Below are 20,491 nucleotides of genomic sequence, written 5' to 3'. Positions count from 1 at the left end.
GGCCGGATCATGGCCGGCGACAGAATTTTGGCGCCTGGATCCCGGCCGGAGGCAGCGCTCAGCCCGCGGTGAGCTGCTCGTTGAGGGCGCGGACCGCGACGATTTCGTTGGCGATGCGGCGCTCGAGTTCGGCAGGCTCCAGGGTCTCCGATCCGCCGTGCGTGCGCAGGTAGGTCAGCACGGCCAGCCGCTCGACCCGCCAGTCCCGCTCGGCGGGCTTGTCCGCCGCGGCCATGGCCCGGTGGATTTCCTTGTCGTAGAGGTTCGGCTCGTTGAGCTGGCGCTGCAGCACGATGGCGTTCATCTTCGCCCGCAGCGGGTCCTTCTCCTCGACCTCGTCCGGGGCACGCATCGCCTTGGCCAGCCGCTCGGATTCCTCGGTATTGCCGGCCTCGTGCTGGATGAAGGACGACATCGCCAGGGCGCCCTGGATCGACTTCCAGCGGCCGAAATTACCGTCGAAGGGAACGTCCGTGATCAGCTGGCAGACCCGCAGCGCGTTGTCCCGGTCATCCACGTAGACGAACAGCCGGTGGGCCAGGTCCCGCACGTCCTGCAGGTTGCTGCCGGACTTGAGGTTCAGGCCCTTGCTCAGCCGCGCGGCGATGCGCTGGATGTCCATGTCCTTGGGGTGGGCCCGCGCGACGTCGACAATCACGGCCTCCGGGGTGCCTTCCTCGGCGGGAATCAGCTCCAGGTCATCCAGCGCGAGCGCGCTGGCGGGACCGGGGCCCGGGCGGTTGGAAGCGACGCGGAGGCTCGAGCCGTGGGCGATCCGCACCTTCTTGCCGTCCGTCAACGTGGCAATCACCAGGGCAGGGGTGCCGAAATCGTCATTGACGACGGCGGTGCCCGCCACCTCCGCGGAATGCTTTCCTCCGCGGCGGAGGAACATGTGCCCGGGTGCGATCATCTCCGCTTTGATCGTATGGACATACGTTCGCTGCTGATCGGTCATCCGGTCCTCCCTGGCTCAGGCTCAGACCACAGTATATGAATTCGTTACCTCGTTTTCCGAAGTTGCGCCGCGCGGCGGGGATGTGGTTAGGGAACCTGCTGCCTGTTTCCTCAGCGGCACCAGCCGGCGTGCGCGAGGGCCTGGCGCAGGAGGTTGCCGCGGCCACCGGTGAACTCCGACTGGACTTCGGGGCTGAGGGCATCTTCGGGGCTCATCCAGGTCAGCTCCAGCGCGTCCTGCCGAGGGTCGCACTCGCCGGTGACGGGGATGAGGTAGGCCAGCGCGACGCAGTGCTGGCGGTCGTCCGTCAGGCCGGTTTCCGAGGGGGAGGGGAAATATTCGGCCACGGTGAACGGAATGGGGGAGGCCGGCAGCTGGGGGAAGGCGAGCGGCCCGAGGTCCTTTTCGAGGTGCCGGATCAGCGCGGCGCGAATCGTCTCGCGGTACATTACGCGCCCCGAGACGAACGAGCGCACCATCTGGCCCTCATCCGAGGCCTGCAGCAGGAGGCCGACGTCGGTGACGTAGCCCAGGGCGTCCAGCCGGACCGGGATGGCCTCCACGTAGACCATGGGCAGCCGCCGCCTGGCTTCGTAGAGGTCCTCTTCGGAGAGCCAGCCTGGGTTCGGGTCCGGAGTGCGCACATTCATGTACTTGTTGTATCGCACGGCTGAGGTCGAGGTCACGCCGGAACCGCCGGTGGCAATGCGGTTTCTCCCGAGAGCGTAAGCCTCAGCGGGGGCGGGTAATGCGTAGCTTCCCTCCGCCGGCGGACCCGGGTCCGTCCGGATCCGGCACGTCCAGCACCGGTCCGGCCGGGGTATCGGACAGGGTTGCCGCCAGCCCCGCATCGGTGAGTCTGCGCTGCAGGGCGGCCAGGTCGCCGTCGTACTCGAAGGCCAGATCCGCGTCCGGCGCCTGCGCCCGGCGCACGTGCACGACGCCGCCGTTCTTGGCGGTGAAGTCCGCCGCATCGGGGTCCGAGCTGCGTTCCCGGGCGCCGATGTCCGCGAGCACCTTCGCGGCTCCGGCGACGTCCGGGGTGAACCAGACGGCGGCCACGGTCAGCGCGGGGTCCGCATTGTGCTCGTCGGCGGACTCGTTGACGGGGTCGACGATGAACTCGAGGCCGTCCGGCGGCATGACTTTGACCCGGACACCGTGGTCCGCGGAGAAGGGCGCGGCGTGGGTACCGGCCTCCTCGGTCCGCCGGCGGAAGGTCTCCAGGTCCCGGGCCTCGAAGCCGAGGGCGGTGGTGGCATCCGAGCGCGAAGCGGCGGGCATGGCATGCAGGGCCAGGCGTCCGTGGCCGGCGTCTAGTTCGATCCAGGTGCCGTAGTCCGCGGTGACGGCCATGCCGAGCGCCGTCAGCAGCTGCCTGAACTCCTCCGGGCGGGACGTGTAGTGGACCGGGCGGACTCGCAGCATGGCTCCTCCTGGGTAGTCTGTTGGCCGCATCCGGGCTGCGGCCTGGCGTGCTTCCGAGGCCGGCGCCTGCTGCCGGCCTCGCGTGCTTCCAGCCTATGGTGCGGAAGCCGGATCCGCCGCTAGTGTTTGTCCATGCCTGCGGAACTTCCCGAGCTGTTGCTGCCGGACGCCGATGCCTGGCGCGCCTGGCTGGAAGAGCACCACGAGGCCTCGGGCGGGGTCTGGCTGGTGCTGCACAAGAAGGGCGGCACCGTGACCGCGCTGGACTATGCCGCTGCCCTTGAGGAGGCCTTGTGCTTCGGCTGGATCGACGGACAGGCCCGCCGGCGCGACGGCGAGTCCTCCTTCCAGCGGTTCGGCCCGCGGACCAAGCGCAGCGTCTGGTCGCTGCGGAACGTGGAACGGATTGAGCGGCTGGAGGCCGACGGGAGGATGCGCGACGCCGGCCGCGCGGCGGTTGCCTCGGCCAAGGCAGACGGACGCTGGGAGCTGGCCTATGCCGGGCCGGCCACCGCGGAAGTGCCCGAGGACCTGGCCGCGGCGATCGCGGTCGTGCCGGAGGCGCAGGCGATGTTCGACGTGCTGACCTCGCAGAACCGTTTCGCGCTCATTTTCCGGCTTAGCCAGCTGCGCACGGCGGCAGCGCGGGAGCGGAAGATCGCCGGCTTCGTCGAGATGCTGGCCCGGCACGAGGCGCCGCATCCGCAGCGGAAGAAGCCATAGCCAGGCGTCAGGCAGGGAAGGCGACGCCTTCGCCGATCACGCGCAGGTACAGCTCGGTGCCGGGTTTGGTCAGGGTGGCGTTCCAGTGCCGGATCGTGATGGTCTGCTTGAGTCCGTTGCTGGCGGCGGGGCCGTGGAGTTCCAGCTTGACCGTGACCTCGGGGCCGAAGAAGTCGGTCTCCAGCACGGTGCCGCGGATGGCGCCGGTCTCGGCGATGCGGATCTGCTCGGGCCGGAGCATCAGATGCACCCGGCCCTGGCAGGTGGGGCGCCGCACGGGGATACCGCCCAGGGCACAGGTGGCCAGCGACCCCTGCAGGTCCGCGTCCAGGATCACGGCATCGCCTAGGAACTCCGCGGTCTCCCGGTCGCTCGGCCGGGTGTACACCACGAACGGGTTGCCGATCTGCGCCAGCACGCCGCGGCGCATGACGGCCACCTGGTCGGCGAAGGAGAGCGCCTCGCCCTGGTCGTGCGTGACCAGGATGGTGGTGACGCCGGCGGCGGCCAGGGTGGCGGCCACGGCCTTGCGGGTGGCGACGCGCAGGCCCGCATCCAGCGCGCTGAACGGCTCGTCCAGCAGCATCAGCTCGGGCTCGCGGGCCAGCGCCCTCGCGAGGGCGACCCGCTGCTGCTGGCCGCCGGAGAGTTCGTCCGGCCGCCGGCCGGCGTAGTCGGGATCGAGCGAGACCATCGCCAGCAGCTCCGCCACCCGCTTCCGGACGGCGGCGCGGCCGCCGAACTTGCGCCGGTCCAGCCCGAACGCGACGTTCTCGCCGACGCTCAGGTGCGGGAAGAGGGCGCCGTCCTGCGCCACGTAGCCCACGTTCCTGCGGTGCGCGGGCACCAGCGTCGTGCCGTCGGCCACGACCTTGCCGTCGAGCATGATGGACCCGGAATCGGGCGCCTCGAACCCGGCGATCAACCGCAGCAGCGTCGTCTTGCCGCTGCCCGAGGGCCCGACGATCGCCGTCGTAATTCCCCGGTGCACCGAGAGGCTCACGCCGCGCAGGACCTGGGTGCTGCCGAAGGACTTCGTGACGTTGTCGATGATGAGATGGCTGTCCGGGGTGGGGGTATCAGCCGAGGCCGGGCTCACGCGCTGCAGCTCCTTCCAGGGGTCATTGGCCGGCCGCCTTCTGCGACTGGGTGTACAGCAGGTACGTCATGGGCAGCGAGAGCAGGATCAGGATGAGCGCGTAGGGCGCCGCCCCGCCGTAGTCGATCTCGGAGCTCAGCGACCAGAACCGGGTGGCCAGGGTGTTGACGCCGGTGGGGGCCAGCAGCAGCGTGGCGGTCAGCTCGTTGGCGATGCCCAGGAACACCAGCGCCGCACCGCCTGCGGCTGCCGGCGCGGTCAGCCGCAGGGTCACCCGGAGGAACGTCTTCAGCGGCGGATTGCCCAGGGACTGCGCCGCCTCCTCCAGCTCGCGCGGGGCCTGCGCCAGCCCGGCGCGCAGGTTGACCAGCGCGCGCGGCAGGAACAGCAGCACGTACGCGGCGATGACCAGCGGAACCGTCTGGTACAGCGGCCGCAGGTAGCCGACGGCCACGGTGACGAATGCCAGCGCCACCACGATCCCGGGCAGCGAGGAGGTGATGTAGTTGGTGCCCTCGAGCAGCTTGGTGAACCAGCTCGGATACCGCACCGCGAGCCAGGCGATCGGGAAGGCCAGCAGCACCGTCAGCAGCGCGCCGGCCAGGCCGAAGGCGAGGGTCTGGGCCAGCGTGCGGGCGATCTCCGGCAGGTCCCAAATGTCCGCCCCGCCGGCGACCAGCCAGCGCACCACGTTCCCCAGCGGCACGCCGAGCGCCAGCGCGGCCAGGCCGAGGACACCGACGACGGCGACCGGGCGGTAGCGCCCGAGCGGCAGGATGGGCGGGCGGCTGGCGACGCCGGAGCCGATCCGGGCGTAGCGGGCGTTGCCGCGGATGCGGGACTCGAACAGCAGCATGACCAGGCACAGCAGCACCAGCACGCTGGCCAGCATGTTGGCGGCCACGCCGTTGAAGGTGGACTGGTACTGCTCCATGATCGCCGTGGTGAACGTGTTGAACCGGATCATCGAGAAGGCGCCGAATTCGGCCAGCAGGTGCAGCCCCACCAGCAGCGAGCCGCCCGTGATCGGCAGCCAGAGCTGGGGGAGGATGACGCGGAAGAACGCCCGCCAGCGGTCCAGGCCCAGCGAGGCGGCCGACTGCTCCAGCGCGGGATCCATCCGGCGCAGCGCGGCGGCTGCCGGAATATAGACGAGGGGATAGTAGGAGAGCACCGAGACCAGCGTGCCGCCGGCGATGCCGCCCAGCGACGGAATGGTGCTGACCCAGGCGTAGCTGTTGACGAACGCGGGCACGGCCAGCGGCGCCGCCAGCACGAGCGACCAGAAGCGGGCGCCCGGCAGCTGCGTGCGCTCCACCAGCCACGCCGCGGCGACGCCGATGACAATGCACAGCGGAATGGTGGCCAGCACCAGGCCCACGGTGTTGAACAGCAGCTCGCCCACGCGCGGCCGGAAGATGAGCTTCACGGCGGTGTCCCAGCCGGTGGCGGCGGTCATGATGATGACGAAGCCCAGCGGGATGAGCGTCGCCAGGGAAATAACGACGGCGGCGGCCACTACGGGTGCCGGAGGTCGGGAGCGGGGGCTGCGCGCCTTGGACCGGATGTTCGAGGGGTCGCTGGACATGCCGGTAGCCGGGGTCATCGGACCCCGGCTACCGGTAGGGAAATGCTCACCGAAATAGACTACTCCGGCTTAGAGCAGGCCTGCGTTGGTCATCAGTTCGACGACCTTCTCGCTGTTCAGCTTGGCCGCGTCGACCGGGGGAGCCTGCAGTTCGTCCAGCGGGACCAGGCCCTCGCGCGGAGCGACGTCCTTGCCCACCGGGTACTCGTAGTCCTCTCCGGTGCCCAGGAGCTCCTGGCCCTTCTTGGAAGTGATGAACTCCAGGAACTGCATGGCGGCCTCCTGGTTCTCCGAGGACTTCAGCACGCCGCCGCCCGAGATGCTCACGAAAGCGCCCGGGTCTTCGTTCTTGAAGTAGTGCGGGGCGACGTTGCCGGAGTTCTCGCCGGTCTTCGCCTGGTCCGCCGCGTAGTAGTAGTGGTAGATGACGGCGCCGTCGACCTCGCCGGAATTCACGGCCTTCATGGCCGCGCCGTTCTTCGGGTAGATCTTGGCGTTTTCCTTCATCGCCTTGAGCCAGTCGGCCGTGGCCTGCTCGCCCTCGAGTTCGAGCATCGCGGAGACGATCGCCTGGAAGTCGGCGCCACCCGGAGCCGCGCCCCACTTGCCGGCCCACTCCGGCTTCGCCAAGTCCATGATCGACGCCGGCAGGTCGCCTTCCTTGACCGCTTCCTTGTTGTAGACGAAGACCGTGGAGCGGGCGGCGACGCCGGTCCACATGTTCGACGACGGGCGGTACTGCTCCGGGACGTTCTCCTGCACCGCGGGGGAGACCTCGGTGAACAGCCCGGCGTTCTCCACCTGCGTCATCGCGGGGGAGTTCTCGGTGATGAACACGTCGGCGGGGGAGGCGTCGCCTTCCTGGATGATCTGGTTGCTCATCTCCGTGTCGCTGCCCTGGCGGACGTTGACCTTGATGCCGGTATCAGCGGTGAATTCATCGATCCAGGCCTGCGTCATGGACTCGTGCTGGGCGTTGTAGACGGTGAGTTCGCCGGCCGAGCCTTCGGCCGCGGAGGAACCCTCGGGGGCCGAGGAGCCGGAGCCGCAGGCGCTGAGCGTGAGGGCCGCCGCCGCGGCGATGGCCGCCGCAGGCAACTTCGGGAAGCGGATCTTCATGGAAAGCCTTTCGGGAATGCGGGCCGCAGCGGGCCCGGCCGGACCCCGCTGCGGGAGTAAGGCAAGCCTTCGCTTGCCCAGTCATTGTGGACCACGGCCCGGGCAATACACAACACGGATGTTACGTAATGACGTCAAGCGAGCGCCGCCGCGGCCTCCAGCACCATCCAGGCCTGCAGCTGCGTGGACAGCTCTACCGGTTCCCCGGGCGGGTAGGACCGCTTGGCCGGGAGCGCCGGATCCTTGGCGAAGACCAGCACCTCCCAACTGCGGTGGTTCTCGAACCGGCGGCCGGCCCAGAACGCGTCGGCGGTGCTGGCCACCAGCGACCGGGCGAGCGTCCGCGTGGCGTCGGGCAGCCGGGCCGAGTTCGCCGCCAGCGCCAGGTATCGGGCCAGGATGCCGGTGAAGAGCCCGCCGTCCCCGTCCCCGTGCGTGCGCAGCACCGGCCTGTCCTCGTGCCGCACCGTCAGCCGCCGGGCGACGGCATCGACCAGCGCCGCGGCATGGTCCAGGTCCTGCGGCCGGCCGAGCTCGAGCAGTGTCCCGAGCACCGGCCCCTGGTTGTAGGTGTAGATGTCGGACACCGGCACGGCCTGGCCGCCGCCCAGCCGCAGCCCGTCGAGGTAAAGCCCGGCGCCGCCGTCGTAAAGTTTCTCCCGCAGCCAGTCCACCAGTGCCTCTGCCCGCTCCCGCTGCCCGGAGCGGGCGAAGAAGAGCGACGCCGGCGCCGTCGCCGGGACGTTCTTGAAGTTCCGCTGGGTGTTCCAGAACAGGCCGCCGCCCAGGTCCTCGGTGTGCGCAGATTCGAGCGCCGGGCCCAGCGCGCGCAGCGCCGCACGGTTGCGGTGCCGCGGCTTCCCGGCCGCCTCCGCCAGCGCGTCCAGGCGTCCGGCCGCGAGGGCCAGCCAGGCCATGTCGTCGTAGTAGGAGTTCGTGAAGCGCAGCAGGTTGCGCACCCGGATGGTGCGCAGGAGCCGGGAGCCGAGGGCCCCGGCGCTTGGGCCGAAGCCGCCGTCGTAATGCTGGCTTCGCTCCAGTTCCCGCCAGCCCGCGTCCACCAAACAGTCCAGGTAGTGGGCCTGCCACCAGTAATGCCAGGGCCGCCCGAAGGGCCAGAGCCCGGCGGCGGGCCGGCGGACCTCGCCGATGTGCGTGAAGGGCAGGCCGAAGAGGCGGTGGCCGAAGTGGCGGATGACGGCGTCCGCCGCCTCGTCCGCGCGGCCGGACGAACGGATGGTGCCGGGAGTTGGCGGAGCGGGCGGAGGGATTTCGGCGGCCATGGCCCCAGCCTAGCGGCTGGCCGCAGGCTGCCGGAGGGGCATCGGGCCTGCGCCGCGGCGGGCTGGTCTGCCGGCTGGTCCGCGGACTGGCCCTGCCCGGCGCCGTTTCCCGCCGGTTCCTTGGCCGGCCCGCCGGAACCGTGGGCCGGGCCACACTATGCTGGCAGTGTGGCCGCCCGGAACGGGCGAAACCGCCTGACCCGCCGAACTGAGGAGGAACCTTGGAGCTGACCGGAGCCGTAGCCCTGATCACCGGAGGCGCGTCGGGCCTGGGGGCCGCGACCGCCCGGCGGTTGTACGACGGCGGTGCCTCCGTGGTGCTGGTGGATCTGCCGCAGTCCGCCGGCGAGGCCTACGCGAAGGAACTCGGCGGACGTGCGCTCTTCGTGCCCGCCGACGTGACGAGCGAACCCGACGTCCAGGCGGCAGTGGAGGCGGCTGCGGGACTCGGACCGCTGCGGGTGGCGGTGAACTGCGCCGGCGTGGGCACGCCCGGGAAGGTGCTGGGGCGCAACGGGGTGCTCCCGCTGGCCGACTTCGCCCGGGTCGTGCAGATCAACCTGGTCGGCACCTTCAATGTGGTCCGCCTGGCGGCCGCCGCGATGGCGGAAACCGAGCCGGTGGCCACCGAAACCGGCGGGCCGGAACGCGGCGTCATCATCAACACCGCCTCCGTCGCCGCGTTCGACGGCCAGATCGGCCAGCCCGCCTATGCCGCCTCGAAGGGCGGCGTGGCGGCCATGACCCTGCCGCTCGCCCGCGAGTTGGCGCGCTCGCTGATCCGGGTTGTGACCATCGCTCCCGGGATTTTCGAAACGCCCATGATGGCAGGGCTGCCGCGGGAGGCGCAGGAATCCCTGGGGCACCAGGTTCCGCACCCCTCGCGCCTCGGCCGGCCTGCGGAGTACGCCAGCCTGGCGGCCCACATCGTCGACAACGCCATGCTCAACGGCGAAACCATCCGGCTCGACGGCGCCATCCGGATGGCACCCAAGTAGGCGCTGCTGCCCGCCCCTCACCCACGACCCTCACCCGTCGACCCTTACTCACGACCTACCCGTCGACTGTGCAGCAGCCGCCCGTTCCTGCGCGGAAAAGGGCATCTGTTGCCCAGTCGATGGCCGAGCCGGGTTCCGGCCAGCGGAAGACGCGGGTTGCGCGGCGGGAGCGCATGGTCCAGCGTGAGGGCATGACGAAGATGAGGCCGGCTGCGAACCAGTTCGGCAGCGATGTGTCCGCCGGGATTGAAGAACAACCGGACGGCGTCATTACGCTGGAGCCCGAACTGGCCCGCATATGGAAGCTGGCGGCGCCGCTGCTGGCGGTGCGGGACAATGATGCCCACACGCTCTACGCCCTGGGCCTGGCCCGCACCCTGCTGCACGCGCACCCCGAGGCGGATCCCGCCGTCGTACTTCCCGCCATGATGCTGCACGATATCGGCTGGTCCCAGGTGCCGCCGGAGGAAGTGCTGGCGGCCATCGCGCCCGGCGGCGGGCGGCCCGACCTGGTGCTGCTGCACGAGAAGGAGGGCGCCCGGCTGGCCGCCGGGATCCTGGAGCAGGTCGGGTGGGACGCCGCGCGGGTGCCGCAGATCCTGGAGATCATCGACGGCCATGACTCGCGCAAGGAGGCGCTGTCCATTGAGGACGCCATCGTGAAGGACTCGGACAAGACCTGGCGGCTGAGCACGCACGGCATCGACACCGTCATGGAGTGGTTCGGCCTGGAGCGCGGGCAGGCGCTGCGGCTGTGCAGCCAGCGCGTGCACGGGCACCTGTTCACCGAGGAAGCGGCGACGATCGCCCGGGCGCTCTCTGCGCTGGAGTCCGTGACCCTGTGGCCCGAACGGCAGGAGCTGCTCGCGGGGAGCTGACAGGTAGCTGATCAGCGTTCCGTCCGAGGGCGGCGCCCGGGCATTGTCCGCGGCTAGACTCGTCGTGCCGGCGAAAACGGCGACGGAGAAGGAGGCTGCGTGGCGGGCGGAAACCGGGAACCCGGGCGGACGGTAACGTCCAAGGTCCTTGCCGTCCTGGAGGCGTTCGAGAAGTCCCGCGGCGCCCTGAGCCTGACCGAAATTGCCGAGGGCTCCGGGCTGCCGCTGAGCACAACGCACCGGCTGGTCACCGAACTCACCGACTGGGGCTTCCTCTCCCGCAGCGCCACGGGCCGGTACCAGCTGGGCATCCGCGTCTGGGAACTGGCGCAGAATACGGGACGGCAGCTGCGCGAGGCTGCGCGGCCGTTCGTGCAGGACCTCTTCTCGCTGACCGGCGAGACCGCGCAGCTGGCCGTCCGGGCCGGCAACGAGGTGCTCTACATCGAGCGCATCTACGGGACCAAGCGGGTGCCGCGGGCCTCGCGGGTCGGGGGTCGGTTGCCCATGCACGCGACGGCGGTGGGAAAGGTGATCCTGGCGTACGAAGAGGAATGGGTCCGCGACGCGTACTTGCACCGCGAGCTGGAGCAGGCCACCGCGCATACGCACACAAATCCGCGCCGGCTGGCGGAGGAGCTGATGCAGATCCGCGGGCAGGGCTACGCCACCACCTTGGAGGAGGTGCGGCTGGGGTCCTGCTCGATCGCCGTCCCGGTATTCCACACGAAGCGGATCGGGGCGGGCCTCGGGCTGGTGCTGGCCTCGGCGCAGTCCGCCTCGATGACCCGGCACCTGCCGGTCCTGCGGGGTGTATCCGCCCAGATCGAACGGGCGACGGCGCACATCCCGCTGGAATCGCTGCTGGGCATGAGCCGGCGGTGACCCCGCGGCCCTGCGGTGCTACCGTACAGTAATCCGGCTTCTACTCAGTGGAATACTGTGGTGCACATTACAGGGTGACATGCGCAACACTGGATAGCGAACGAACCGCCGACGGCCTCCCCGGCCGGAAGCGGGAGACGATATCCAAGGAGCACAGATGTCACCCTCGACTGAGGCGGCCCCCCGTTGCCCGTTCGGCCACGGCGCCGAGGCCCCCGCCGGGCACCACGGCTACCAGCCGTTCCAGATGAAGGATCCGTTCCCGGCCTACGCCGAACTCCGGGCAGAGCAGCCGGTCATGTTCGACGAGCGCATTGGCTACTACGTGGTCACGCGCTACGACGACATCAAGGCAGTCTTCGACGACTGGGAGACCTTCTCCAGCGAGAACGCGCAGGCACCGGTGCGCGAACGCGGCCCGGCCGCCAGGAAGATCATGGAAGAGGGCGGCTTCACCGCCTACTCCGGCCTCTCCGCCCGGCGCCCTCCGGAGCACACCCGGATCCGCTCCGTGGTCCAGAAGGCCTTCACCCCGCGCCGGTTTAAAGTGCTGGAGCCGTTCATTCGGCAGAACGTCGTGGACCAGCTGGAACGGATGCTGGCCAATCCGGAGCGCCGCGGCGACATCTTCCGCGACCTCGCCTACGACGTCCCGACGGTCACCATCCTGACGCTGATCGGCGCCGACGTGGCCGAGGTGGACAAGTTCAAGCGCTGGAGCGACTCGCGTGCGGCGATGACCTGGGGCGACCTGTCCGACGAGGAACAGATCCCGCACGCCCACAACCTCGTCGAGTACTGGCAGGAATGCCAGCGGCTGGTCCGCGTGGCCCACGAGGAGGGCGGAGATAACCTCACCGCGGACCTCGTCAAGGCCCAGCAGGACGGCGCCGAGATCAGCGACCACGAAATCGCCTCGGTCCTCTACAGCATGCTCTTCGCCGGCCACGAGACCACCACCACGCTGATCTCCAACGCAGTGCGCGTGCTGCTGGCCCACCCGGAGCAGTGGCAGCAGCTGGTGGAGGACCCCAAGAAGATTCCGGCGGCGATCGACGAGGTCCTGCGCTACTCCGGCTCCATCGTCGGGTGGCGCCGCAAGGCCCTGAAGGACGCCGAGGTGGGTGGGGTCAAGATCCCCGAAGGCGCCGGCCTGCTGCTGCTGATGGGCTCGGCCAACCGCGACGAGACCCGCTTCACCGGCGGCGAGGAGTTCGACATCTCCCGCCCCAACGCCCGCGAGCATCTCTCCTTCGGCTACGGCATCCACTACTGCCTCGGCAACATGCTCGCCAAGCTCCAGGCGAAGATCGCCTTGGAGGAAATCGTCCGGCTGGCACCCAACCTGAAGCTGGACAACCCGGAAGCAATCGAGTTCCGCGAGAACCTCTCCTTCCGCGTCCCCGAATCCGTCCCCGTGGCTTGGGAGGCCTAAGCACCATGGAAAGCAACGAGTACATCCAGTTCTTCGACGGCGGCATCGAGCCCACCCTCGAGGCGCTCGGCGGCAAGGGCTCGTCCCTGGTCACCATGACCTCGGCCGGCATGCCCGTCCCGCCCGGGTTCGTCGTCACCACCGCCGCATTCGACGAGTTCATGTCCGCGGCCGGCATCACCCGGGAGATCCACGACCTCCTGGAAGGCCTGGACCCGGAAGACGTCGCCGAGATGGAGAAGGTCTCCGCCGGGATCCGCGCCGACATCTGCTCCAAGCCCGTGCCGGAGGGCCTGCGGGCCCAGACCCTGGCGGCCTACGAGGCGCTGATGGCCCGGTTCGAGGAACCCGTCCCGGTAGCGGTCCGCTCCAGCGCCACGGCGGAAGACCTGCCGGACGCCTCCTTCGCCGGCCAGCAGGACACCTACCTGTGGCTCGAGGGCGCCAAGGCCGTCACCGACCACATCCGCCAGTGCTGGGCCTCGCTCTTCACCGCCCGGGCCATCATCTACCGGCTGAAGAACGGGATCCCCAACGAGGGCCTCTCCATGGCCGTCGTGGTCCAGAAGATGGTCAACTCGAAGGTCTCCGGGGTCGCTATGACGCTCGATCCGGCCAACGGGGACCGCTCGAAGATCACCATCGACTCCTCCTACGGTGTCGGCGAGATGGTTGTCTCCGGCCAGGTCACACCGGACAACATCGTGCTGGACAAGGTGACCCTGACCGTCGTCAGCGAACACCTCGGCGACAAGCATGCCGAACTGGTTCCGGACCGCTCCGCCCACACCCTGGTGGAGCGCGAGGTCGACGAGGAGCGCCGCGGCCGCCGCAGCCTGACGGACGAGGAACTCGCCGCGGTTGCCTCCATGGCCAAGCGGGCGGAGAAGCACTACAAGTGCCCGCAGGACATCGAGTGGGCGCTCGACGCCGACCTGCCCGACGGCGAAAACCTCCTGCTGCTCCAGTCCCGCCCGGAAACCGTGCACTCCTCCAAGCCGGCCGCGCCCAAGGCCTCCACGGGAGGCTACGCGGCCTCGCTCGGCATCCCCGCGTCCGGCGGTTCCGCGGCCAGCGGCGACGCTGCCTCCGGAACCACGGCCGCGGCCACCGGTTTCAGCCTGGGCAGCATCACCGCCTCGCTGCTCAAGACCACTGCCTGACCAGCACCGCCTGAGCAGCACCGTCCGACCCGCACCACAGCACTACGGCACCACTGCACCACTGCACTGAAAGTTGTCAGCCAGGGCCCGACGTCGAGCCCGCACCGAAAGGACGCCCATGTCCATGAAGTCGTTCCCGAAGCCTTCCGAGCTGCCGGTTCCCGCCGGCGCCGAGGGCTGGGAGAAGCTGTACCCGTACTACCTGGTCTTCCAGGACAAGCTCAAGGAAGCCGAGGACGCCAAGTTCTGGTTCTGCGACAGCCAGCACTGGCCCACGGTCTTCAAGCCCTTCGAGACCATCGGCGGCGAGTTCGCGGTCAAGTGCCTGGGCCAGTACAACGCCCGGCACCTGATGATTCCGAACGCCAACGGCATCGAATTCCGCATCCACCTCGGCTACCTGTACATGTCGCCGATCCCGGTCCCCGAAGACCAGATCGCCGCGCGCGTGCCTTTGTTCGAACAGCGCGTCGGCCACTACTTCCAGAACTGGGAGGAGCTGCTCAAGCAGTGGCACGTCAAGGTCCGCGGCACCATCGACGAGATGGAGACGCTGTCCTTCGCCAAGCTGCCGGACATGGTTCCGATGGAGGACATCACCACCGGCAAGGCGAAGGACGGTTCGGAGGTGCTGCTGGAGAACTACGACCGGTTGATCCAGCTGGCCTACCAGAACTGGCAGTACCACTTCGAGTTCCTGAACCTGGGCTACATCGCCTACCTGGACTTCTTCAACTTCTGCAAGGAAGTCTTCCCGAACATTCCGGACCAGTCGATCGCGACCATGGTCCAGGGCGTGGACATGGAGCTGTTCCGCCCGGACGACGAGCTCAAGCAGCTGGCCAAGCTGGCCGTGGAACTGGGCATCCAGTCCGCCTTCGCCAACACCGACGACGTCGAAGCCACCCTGGGCGCGGTCCGCGCCTCGAGCGGGGGAGAGCGGTGGATCAGGCAGTATGAGGAAGCCCAGGACCCGTGGTTCAACTTCACCGTGGGCAACGGCTTCTACGGCCACGACAAGTACTGGAAGGAACACCAGGAGATTCCGCTCGGCTACATCGCCGATTACATCCGCCGGCTCGACGAGGGCCAGGAGATCATGCGGCCCACCGAGGAGCTCATCGCGGAGAAGGACCGCATCGTCGAGGAATACCGGGACCTGCTCGAGGGCGAGACCCAGGCCGTCTTCGACGCCAAGCGCCAGTTGGCCGCTACCGCCTACCCGTACGTGGAGAACCACAACTTCTACATCGAGCACTGGACCATGGGAGTTTTCTGGCGCAAGATCCGCGAGCTCTCCCGGATGATGCACGCCGAGGGCTTCTGGAACGAGCCGGACGACCTGCTCTACCTGGGCCGCAACGAGGTCCGCGACGCGCTCTTCGACCTGGTCACCGGCTGGGGCGTGGGCGCACAGCCGATCGGCCCGACCTACTGGCCCGAGGAGATCGAACGCCGCCGCGGCATCATCGACGCGCTCAAGACGGCCCGCCCGCAGCCGGCCCTGAACACCCCGCCGGCCTCCATCACCGAGCCGTTCACCCGGATGCTCTGGGGCATCACCACCGAACAGGTCCAGCAGTGGCTCGGCGCCGGAGAGGAAGTCGAAGGCGGCGGCCTGCGCGGGATGGCGGCCTCTCCGGGCGTCGTGGAGGGCATCGCCCGCGTCGTGACGGACTCGGACCAGCTCTCCGAGGTCCAGCAGGGCGAGATCCTGGTGGCCACCGTAACCGCGCCCAGCTGGGGCCCGATCTTCGGCAAGATCAAGGCCACCGTCACGGACATCGGCGGCATGATGAGCCACGCCGCGATCGTCTGCCGCGAGTACGGGCTGCCCGCGGTCACCGGCACAGGTTCCGGTTCCACCACGATCAAGACGGGCCAGCGCCTGAGGGTGGACGGCACCAAGGGCACCGTGCAGATCCTGGATGCCGAGGAAGCCGCAGAACCGGCCATCGCCGGCCCGGGCGCGCACAGCCACAGCCACGTCTGAGCTGTCTCCCCAAACGGCCAGGCGTTCCCCGCCGGACCGGGGCCTACCCCCATCGCCCCGGTCCGGCCCTTACCGAAAGATCTGACATGACGCAGGAAACCACCCCGACCGCCCCCGGACAGCAGGGCGCGCGCACGGTGCTGATCACCGGCGCCGCCGGCGGACTCGGCCGGGCCTTCGCGCTCGGCTTCGCCGGCCGCGGCTACCGCGTGGCGGTGGCGGACGTCAACCTCGCCGGCGCGGAGGAGACCGCCCGCCTCGTCCGGGAAACCGGCGCCGAGGCGGCGGCCTTCGAGGCCGACGTCACCAGCGCCGAATCCACCACGGCACTCGCCGAAAAGTGCGCCGAATTCGGCAACGGAGGGATCGACGTCGTCCTTAATAACGCCGCGATCTACGCGACGGTGACCCGCAGCCCGTTCGAGGACATCGACCCGGACGAGTGGGACCTGGTAATGAACGTGAACCTCAAGGGTCCCTGGCTGGTCACCCGCGCCGCGAGCAAGTACCTGGCCGACGGCGGCCGCGTCATCAACCTCTCCTCGGCGACCATCTTCTCCGGCTCCGAGCAGTGGCTCCACTACGTGGCCTCGAAGGGCGGCGTGGTCGCGATGACCCGGGTGCTGGCCAAGGAACTCGGCCGGCGCGGCATCACGGTCAACGCGATCGCCCCCGGCTTCACGCTCACCGAGGCCAGCTACTCGCTGATGGAAAACGCGGAGAGCTACGGCGTGGACCGCGGCGCCCTCAAGCGGGCCAGCCAGCCCGAAGACATCGTCGGCGCCGCGCTGTTCCTCGCGGGACCCGACTCCTCCTACATCACCGGCCAGACCCTCGTGGTCGACGGCGGCCGGCAGTTCATCTAGACCTACACAACCGAGAAGGAGATCCCCATGCCTACGGTTCATTTCACCGACGCTGAAGGCACCGTCCGCGACATCGAAGGCAACGCCGGCGACTCGGTCATGGAGACCGCGGTGCGCAACGGCGTGCCCGGCATCGTCGCCGAATGCGGCGGCTCGCTGTCCTGCGCCACCTGCCACGTCTTCGTCCGCGAGGACTGCCTCGACCAGCTCCCCGAGATGGAGGAGATGGAGGACGAGATGCTCTACGGCACCGTCGTGGACCGCGAGGACAACTCCCGCCTGTCCTGCCAGCTGCGCCTGGCCGAGGACACGGACCTGTACGTGACCACACCGGAAGCCCAGGTCTGACCATGGACGCCACCAAGACAGGCACGACGGCGGCACACTCCGTCTCGGCGGACGCTACCGCCGTCGAGGGTGCCGTGCGCACGGGGCTGCTGATCATCGGCGCGAGCCAGTCCGGCGTGCAGCTGGCGGTGTCGCTGCGGGCGCTGGGTTTCGACGAGCACATCACGCTGCTCGGCGAGGAAGACCACCGGCCCTACCAGCGCCCGGCGCTGTCCAAGGAATTCCTGCAGGGCACGGTGGAGAGCGAGTCGCTGATCTTCCGCTCCAACGAGTACTGGCAGGAGCACAACGTCGCCCTGGTCAAGGGCCAGCGGATCGAGCGGATCGAACGCGAATCCGATGGCTCCGGCGTGGCGCATGCCGCCTCCGGCGCACGGTTCCCGTTCAAGCGGCTGGCCCTGACCGTCGGTGCCCGGGCCCGCAAACTGGACCTGCCCGGTGCGGAACTGGACGGCGTGGTGTACCTGCGCAACGCGGACGACGCGCTGGCCCTGAAGGCGCAGCTGGACGGCGTCCGCGAGGCCGTGGTCATCGGCGGCGGATTCATCGGGCTCGAGGCCGCGTCCAGCCTGCACAAGATGGGCAAGGCCGTCACCGTCCTGGAGTACGGGCCGCGGCTGATCGGCCGCGCGGTCGGCGAAGAAACCAGCGAGTACTTCCTCAACGCGCACCGCGAACGCGGGCTGGACATCCGGCTGGACGCCCGGATGAACCGCCTGGTGCCGGCCGGAGACGGAAGCCGCGTGGCCGGCGTCGAACTTGCCGATGGCAGCGTGGTGCCGGCGCAGCTGGTGCTGGTCGGCATCGGCGTGGTACCGAACACCGAGCTGGCCGAACAGCTGGGCCTCGACGTGGACAACGGGATCGTCGTGGACCGCCATGCCGTGGCCTCCGACGGCACCACCGTGGCGGTCGGGGACGTCGCCAACATCCCGAACCCGCTGCCCGGGGCGCCGGAGGGCGAGCGCATCCGGCTCGAGAGCGTCAACAACGCGATCGAGCACGCGAAGGTCGCCGCCTATTCGCTGATGGGCCGCAGCGAGGACTACGCCGGCATCCCGTGGTTCTGGTCCAACCAGGCGGACCTGAAACTCCAGATCGCCGGGCTGACGCTCGGCTACGACAGCACTGTGGTCCGGCGTGACGACGAGCGGGGCAAGTTCTCCGTCCTGTACTACCGGGACGGACGAATCATCGCCGCGGACTGCGTGAACGCGCCGCTGGACTTCATGGCTGTCAAGAATGCCCTCGCCAAGGGCCAGAACATTCCCGCGGACGCGGCGGCAGACCCCGCCGTGGTCCTGAAAACCATCGTCACGGACGGCTGAGGAACTGATGAGCACCCCCGAAACGCAGACGCAAACCAACGACGGCGCCCCGGCCTGGCCCGGGCAGGACCCCGGCGCGCACGCGTCGGACCCCCGCGCCGAAGCCTTCGCCGCCGCGCACCCGGTCCGCCCGGTTCCTGCCACCGGCCCGGTGGACACCCGGCCCGCATCGCTGACCCCTGCCGGGGCGGACCTCGACCGGCTGTGGAAGAGCGTGGTGTCCGAGACCCGCGCCCGCGGCAACGACATCCACCTGCCCATTTCGCTCGCCTACGCCGAGCGCCTCTGCCGGGCCCACCCGGAGGCGGACGCGGAGCTGGTGCGCGTGACCATCGTGCTGCACGATACCGGCTGGGCGCATGTGGACGAGTCGCGCATCCTGTCCGAGGGCTTCACCGGCGACTGGCGCAAGGCGGCAATCCGGTACGAGCACGAGGCCGAGGGCTGCAAGGTCGCCCGGCGCGTGCTGCCCGGCCTCGGCTACCCGGCGGAATTCATCGACCGTGTCTGCGAGATCATCGACGGACACGACACCCGCCACGTGGCCTACTCGATCGAAGACGCCCTGGTCCGCGACGCCGACCGGCTGTGGCGGTTCGACCACGCCGGCATCGCGCTGGCCTCGTCCTGGTTCGGCATGACCCCTGATGTGTACACGGACCGGCTCGCCGCGGAAATCATCCCGGAACTCATTACCGATGCCGCGGTGCAGATGGGCACGGCGGACCTGGCGCGCTCCAACGCGCTGCTCAAGACTGGAGTGATCCGATGACCACCACGCCGCAGACCGCACCCGCGACACCCGGCCAGGCGCCGTCGTCGTTCTCCGGCCCGGCAATCGACGCGCGCGCCGCGCTGTCGCTGCCGTACACCCACGTCGACGACGTGTTCATCGACGGCGCGTGGACGACGGCGGCGGGCACCGGCCGCAACGACGTCACCGACCCTGCGACCGGCCAGGTCTGGGGCTCCGTGCCGGACGGCACGGCAGAGGATCTCGACGCCGCCGTCGCGGCCGCCCGCCGGGCCTTCGACGGAGACTGGGCGCGGTTGGCGCCCTCGGAGCGCGCCGGCTACCTGCTGCGGATCGCGGACGAGGTAGAGAAGCGGGCCACCGAGCTGTCGCTGACGAACACCCGCGAGAACGGCTCGCCGGTTTCCGAGTCCTCCGGCGCCGCCGCCAACGCCGCCGGCATCTTCCGCTACTTCGCCTCGCTCGCGGACTACCTCGAGCGCGAAGACGTGCGGCCCTTCCCGCGCGGCGGGGGCGAATCCGTGGTCCGCCGGGATCCGGTCGGCGTCTGCGCGCTGATTGCGCCGTGGAACTTCCCGATCAACCTGATGGTGATCAAGCTGGCGCCGGCGCTGCTGGCCGGCTGCACCGTGGTGATGAAGCCGGCGTCCCCGACGCCGCTGTCCTTCCGGATCATCGTCGACGCTGTGGCCGCCGCGGGCGTGCCGGCCGGCGTGGTCAACCTGGTCACCGGCTCCGGCAGGCTCGGCGACGCGCTGGTCAGGCACCCGGGCGTGGACAAGGTGGCGTTCACCGGTTCGACCCCGGTGGGCCGCAAGATCGCCGCGGCCTGCGGCGAGCTGCTGCGCCCGGTCACGCTGGAGCTCGGCGGCAAGTCCAGCGCCGTGGTCCTGCCGGATGCCGACCTGGACGCCATGTCGCAGGTGCTGGTGCGGTCCTGCATGCGCAATACCGGGCAGACCTGCTACATCTCCACCCGCATCCTCGCGCCCGCCGGGCGTTATGACGAGGTGGTCGACATGGTCACGGCGACCATCGCCGCCGGCCGGCAGGGCGACCCGCTGGATCCAGCCACGGTCTTCGGCCCGGCGGCCACCGCCTCGCAGTACCGGACGGTGCTCGAGTACGTGGAGTCCGGCCTGGCCGAAGGCGCCCGCGCCACCACCGGCGGCCGCGCGGCCCGGCTCGGCGGCGGACTGGAGCACGGCTACTTCGTGGAGCCCACGGTCTTCGCCGACGTCACCCCGGACATGCGGATCTCCCGCGAAGAGATCTTCGGCCCCGTGATCTCCGTGCTGAAGTACTCCGGCGTGGACGACGCCGTCGCGCTCGCCAACAACACGGAGTTCGGACTCGGCGGGCTCGTGTTCGGGAAGGACGAGGACGCGGCGCTGGCGGTGGCGGACCGGATGGACACCGGCTCGGTGGGCATCAACTTCTTCGCCTCGAACCACTCGGCACCCTTCGGCGGCCGGCACGATTCCGGCCTCGGCACCGAATACGGGATCGAGGGGCTGAACGCCTACCTGAGCTACAAGTCCATCCACCGCCGGTAGGGCAGACACCGCGCCCCCCGATCGCGTGCGCGGATAATGCCTGGTTCGGCCTTGCGCTCGGATTGTGTGCGCAGATCAAGACGGTGCCG

At 69.6% G+C, this 20,491-nt stretch carries 19 protein-coding genes; 12 read left to right on the top strand and 7 right to left on the bottom strand.

Features of this window, described 5'->3' with window-relative positions; translation table 11 throughout:
• Positions 1-58: 58 nt before the first annotated feature.
• The 3 genes from AHIS1636_RS15355 to AHIS1636_RS15345 all read right to left on the bottom strand — a co-directional run bounded on the left by AHIS1636_RS15355 (position 59) and on the right by AHIS1636_RS15345 (position 2,386).
• Positions 59-958: a DUF6707 family protein gene (locus AHIS1636_RS15355; protein WP_264796713.1), complete on the bottom strand. Its 900-nt coding sequence runs from the start codon at positions 956-958 to the stop codon at positions 59-61.
• A 110-nt stretch (positions 959-1,068) separates the two neighbouring features.
• Positions 1,069-1,608 carry an NUDIX hydrolase family protein gene (locus AHIS1636_RS15350; RefSeq protein WP_264796712.1) on the bottom strand — a complete coding sequence of 180 codons (540 nt, stop codon included), beginning with the start codon at positions 1,606-1,608 and terminating at the stop codon, positions 1,069-1,071.
• An 82-nt stretch (positions 1,609-1,690) separates the two neighbouring features.
• Positions 1,691-2,386, bottom strand: a complete 696-nt coding sequence (locus tag AHIS1636_RS15345; protein WP_264796711.1) for a VOC family protein — start codon at positions 2,384-2,386, stop codon at positions 1,691-1,693.
• 132 nt (positions 2,387-2,518) lie between these two features.
• On the opposite strand from AHIS1636_RS15345, the gene AHIS1636_RS15340 reads away from it, so the two are divergent.
• On the top strand, positions 2,519-3,109 hold the full coding sequence (locus AHIS1636_RS15340) for a YdeI/OmpD-associated family protein (protein ID WP_264796710.1): 591 nt from the start codon (positions 2,519-2,521) through the stop codon (positions 3,107-3,109).
• A 7-nt stretch (positions 3,110-3,116) separates the two neighbouring features.
• Here AHIS1636_RS15340 and AHIS1636_RS15335 read toward each other — a convergent pair whose 3' ends face one another.
• From AHIS1636_RS15335 to AHIS1636_RS15320, 4 genes are all read right to left on the bottom strand, one after another.
• The gene (locus AHIS1636_RS15335; protein WP_373875859.1) at positions 3,117-4,217 is read right to left on the bottom strand and encodes an ABC transporter ATP-binding protein; all 1,101 of its coding nucleotides are present in this window, start codon (positions 4,215-4,217) and stop codon (positions 3,117-3,119) included.
• A 13-nt stretch (positions 4,218-4,230) separates the two neighbouring features.
• Positions 4,231-5,814, bottom strand: coding sequence for an ABC transporter permease (locus AHIS1636_RS15330; RefSeq protein ID WP_264796708.1), 1,584 nt, complete (start codon positions 5,812-5,814; stop codon positions 4,231-4,233).
• 51 nt (positions 5,815-5,865) lie between these two features.
• Complete coding sequence (locus AHIS1636_RS15325; protein ID WP_264796707.1) at positions 5,866-6,915, bottom strand: iron ABC transporter substrate-binding protein; 1,050 nt, start codon at positions 6,913-6,915, stop codon at positions 5,866-5,868.
• 134 nt (positions 6,916-7,049) lie between these two features.
• Positions 7,050-8,198 (bottom strand): glycoside hydrolase family 76 protein, encoded by a 1,149-nt coding sequence (locus AHIS1636_RS15320; protein WP_264796706.1) that lies wholly within the window; start codon positions 8,196-8,198, stop codon positions 7,050-7,052.
• Between the two features lie 221 nt (positions 8,199-8,419).
• Between AHIS1636_RS15320 and AHIS1636_RS15315 the strand changes: the two genes are divergently transcribed.
• From AHIS1636_RS15315 to AHIS1636_RS15265, 11 genes are all read left to right on the top strand, one after another.
• A complete protein-coding gene (locus AHIS1636_RS15315) occupies positions 8,420-9,196 on the top strand; it encodes an SDR family NAD(P)-dependent oxidoreductase (RefSeq protein WP_264796705.1) in 777 nt (258 codons plus the stop codon).
• A gap of 191 nt (positions 9,197-9,387) precedes the next feature.
• Complete coding sequence (locus AHIS1636_RS15310; protein ID WP_264796704.1) at positions 9,388-10,074, top strand: HD domain-containing protein; 687 nt, start codon at positions 9,388-9,390, stop codon at positions 10,072-10,074.
• Between the two features lie 99 nt (positions 10,075-10,173).
• On the top strand, positions 10,174-10,959 hold the full coding sequence (locus tag AHIS1636_RS15305; protein ID WP_264796703.1) for an IclR family transcriptional regulator: 786 nt from the start codon (positions 10,174-10,176) through the stop codon (positions 10,957-10,959).
• A 157-nt stretch (positions 10,960-11,116) separates the two neighbouring features.
• Positions 11,117-12,394, top strand: coding sequence for a cytochrome P450 (locus AHIS1636_RS15300; protein WP_264796702.1), 1,278 nt, complete (start codon positions 11,117-11,119; stop codon positions 12,392-12,394).
• Positions 12,395-12,399: 5 nt separating this feature from the next.
• The gene (locus AHIS1636_RS15295) at positions 12,400-13,557 is read left to right on the top strand and encodes a PEP/pyruvate-binding domain-containing protein (protein ID WP_264796701.1); all 1,158 of its coding nucleotides are present in this window, start codon (positions 12,400-12,402) and stop codon (positions 13,555-13,557) included.
• A gap of 118 nt (positions 13,558-13,675) precedes the next feature.
• Positions 13,676-15,550 (top strand): PEP-utilizing enzyme, encoded by a 1,875-nt coding sequence (locus AHIS1636_RS15290; protein WP_264796700.1) that lies wholly within the window; start codon positions 13,676-13,678, stop codon positions 15,548-15,550.
• Positions 15,551-15,636: 86 nt separating this feature from the next.
• Positions 15,637-16,416, top strand: coding sequence for an SDR family NAD(P)-dependent oxidoreductase (locus AHIS1636_RS15285; RefSeq protein WP_264796699.1), 780 nt, complete (start codon positions 15,637-15,639; stop codon positions 16,414-16,416).
• A gap of 27 nt (positions 16,417-16,443) precedes the next feature.
• Positions 16,444-16,764: a 2Fe-2S iron-sulfur cluster-binding protein gene (locus AHIS1636_RS15280; RefSeq protein ID WP_264796698.1), complete on the top strand. Its 321-nt coding sequence runs from the start codon at positions 16,444-16,446 to the stop codon at positions 16,762-16,764.
• A 2-nt stretch (positions 16,765-16,766) separates the two neighbouring features.
• Positions 16,767-18,092 (top strand): NAD(P)/FAD-dependent oxidoreductase, encoded by a 1,326-nt coding sequence (locus tag AHIS1636_RS15275; protein ID WP_264796697.1) that lies wholly within the window; start codon positions 16,767-16,769, stop codon positions 18,090-18,092.
• Positions 18,093-18,099: 7 nt separating this feature from the next.
• Positions 18,100-18,864 carry an HD domain-containing protein gene (locus AHIS1636_RS15270; RefSeq protein ID WP_264796696.1) on the top strand — a complete coding sequence of 255 codons (765 nt, stop codon included), beginning with the start codon at positions 18,100-18,102 and terminating at the stop codon, positions 18,862-18,864.
• A complete protein-coding gene (locus tag AHIS1636_RS15265) occupies positions 18,861-20,402 on the top strand; it encodes an aldehyde dehydrogenase family protein (protein WP_264796695.1) in 1,542 nt (513 codons plus the stop codon). The genes AHIS1636_RS15270 and AHIS1636_RS15265 overlap by 4 nt, the downstream gene beginning before the upstream one ends.
• Positions 20,403-20,491: the final 89 nt, after the last annotated feature.

It is taken from the genome of Arthrobacter mangrovi, from assembly GCF_026011795.1.
GTDB lineage: Bacteria > Actinomycetota > Actinomycetes > Actinomycetales > Micrococcaceae > Crystallibacter > Crystallibacter mangrovi.
This window is presented reverse-complemented; position numbering and strand designations above follow the sequence as displayed.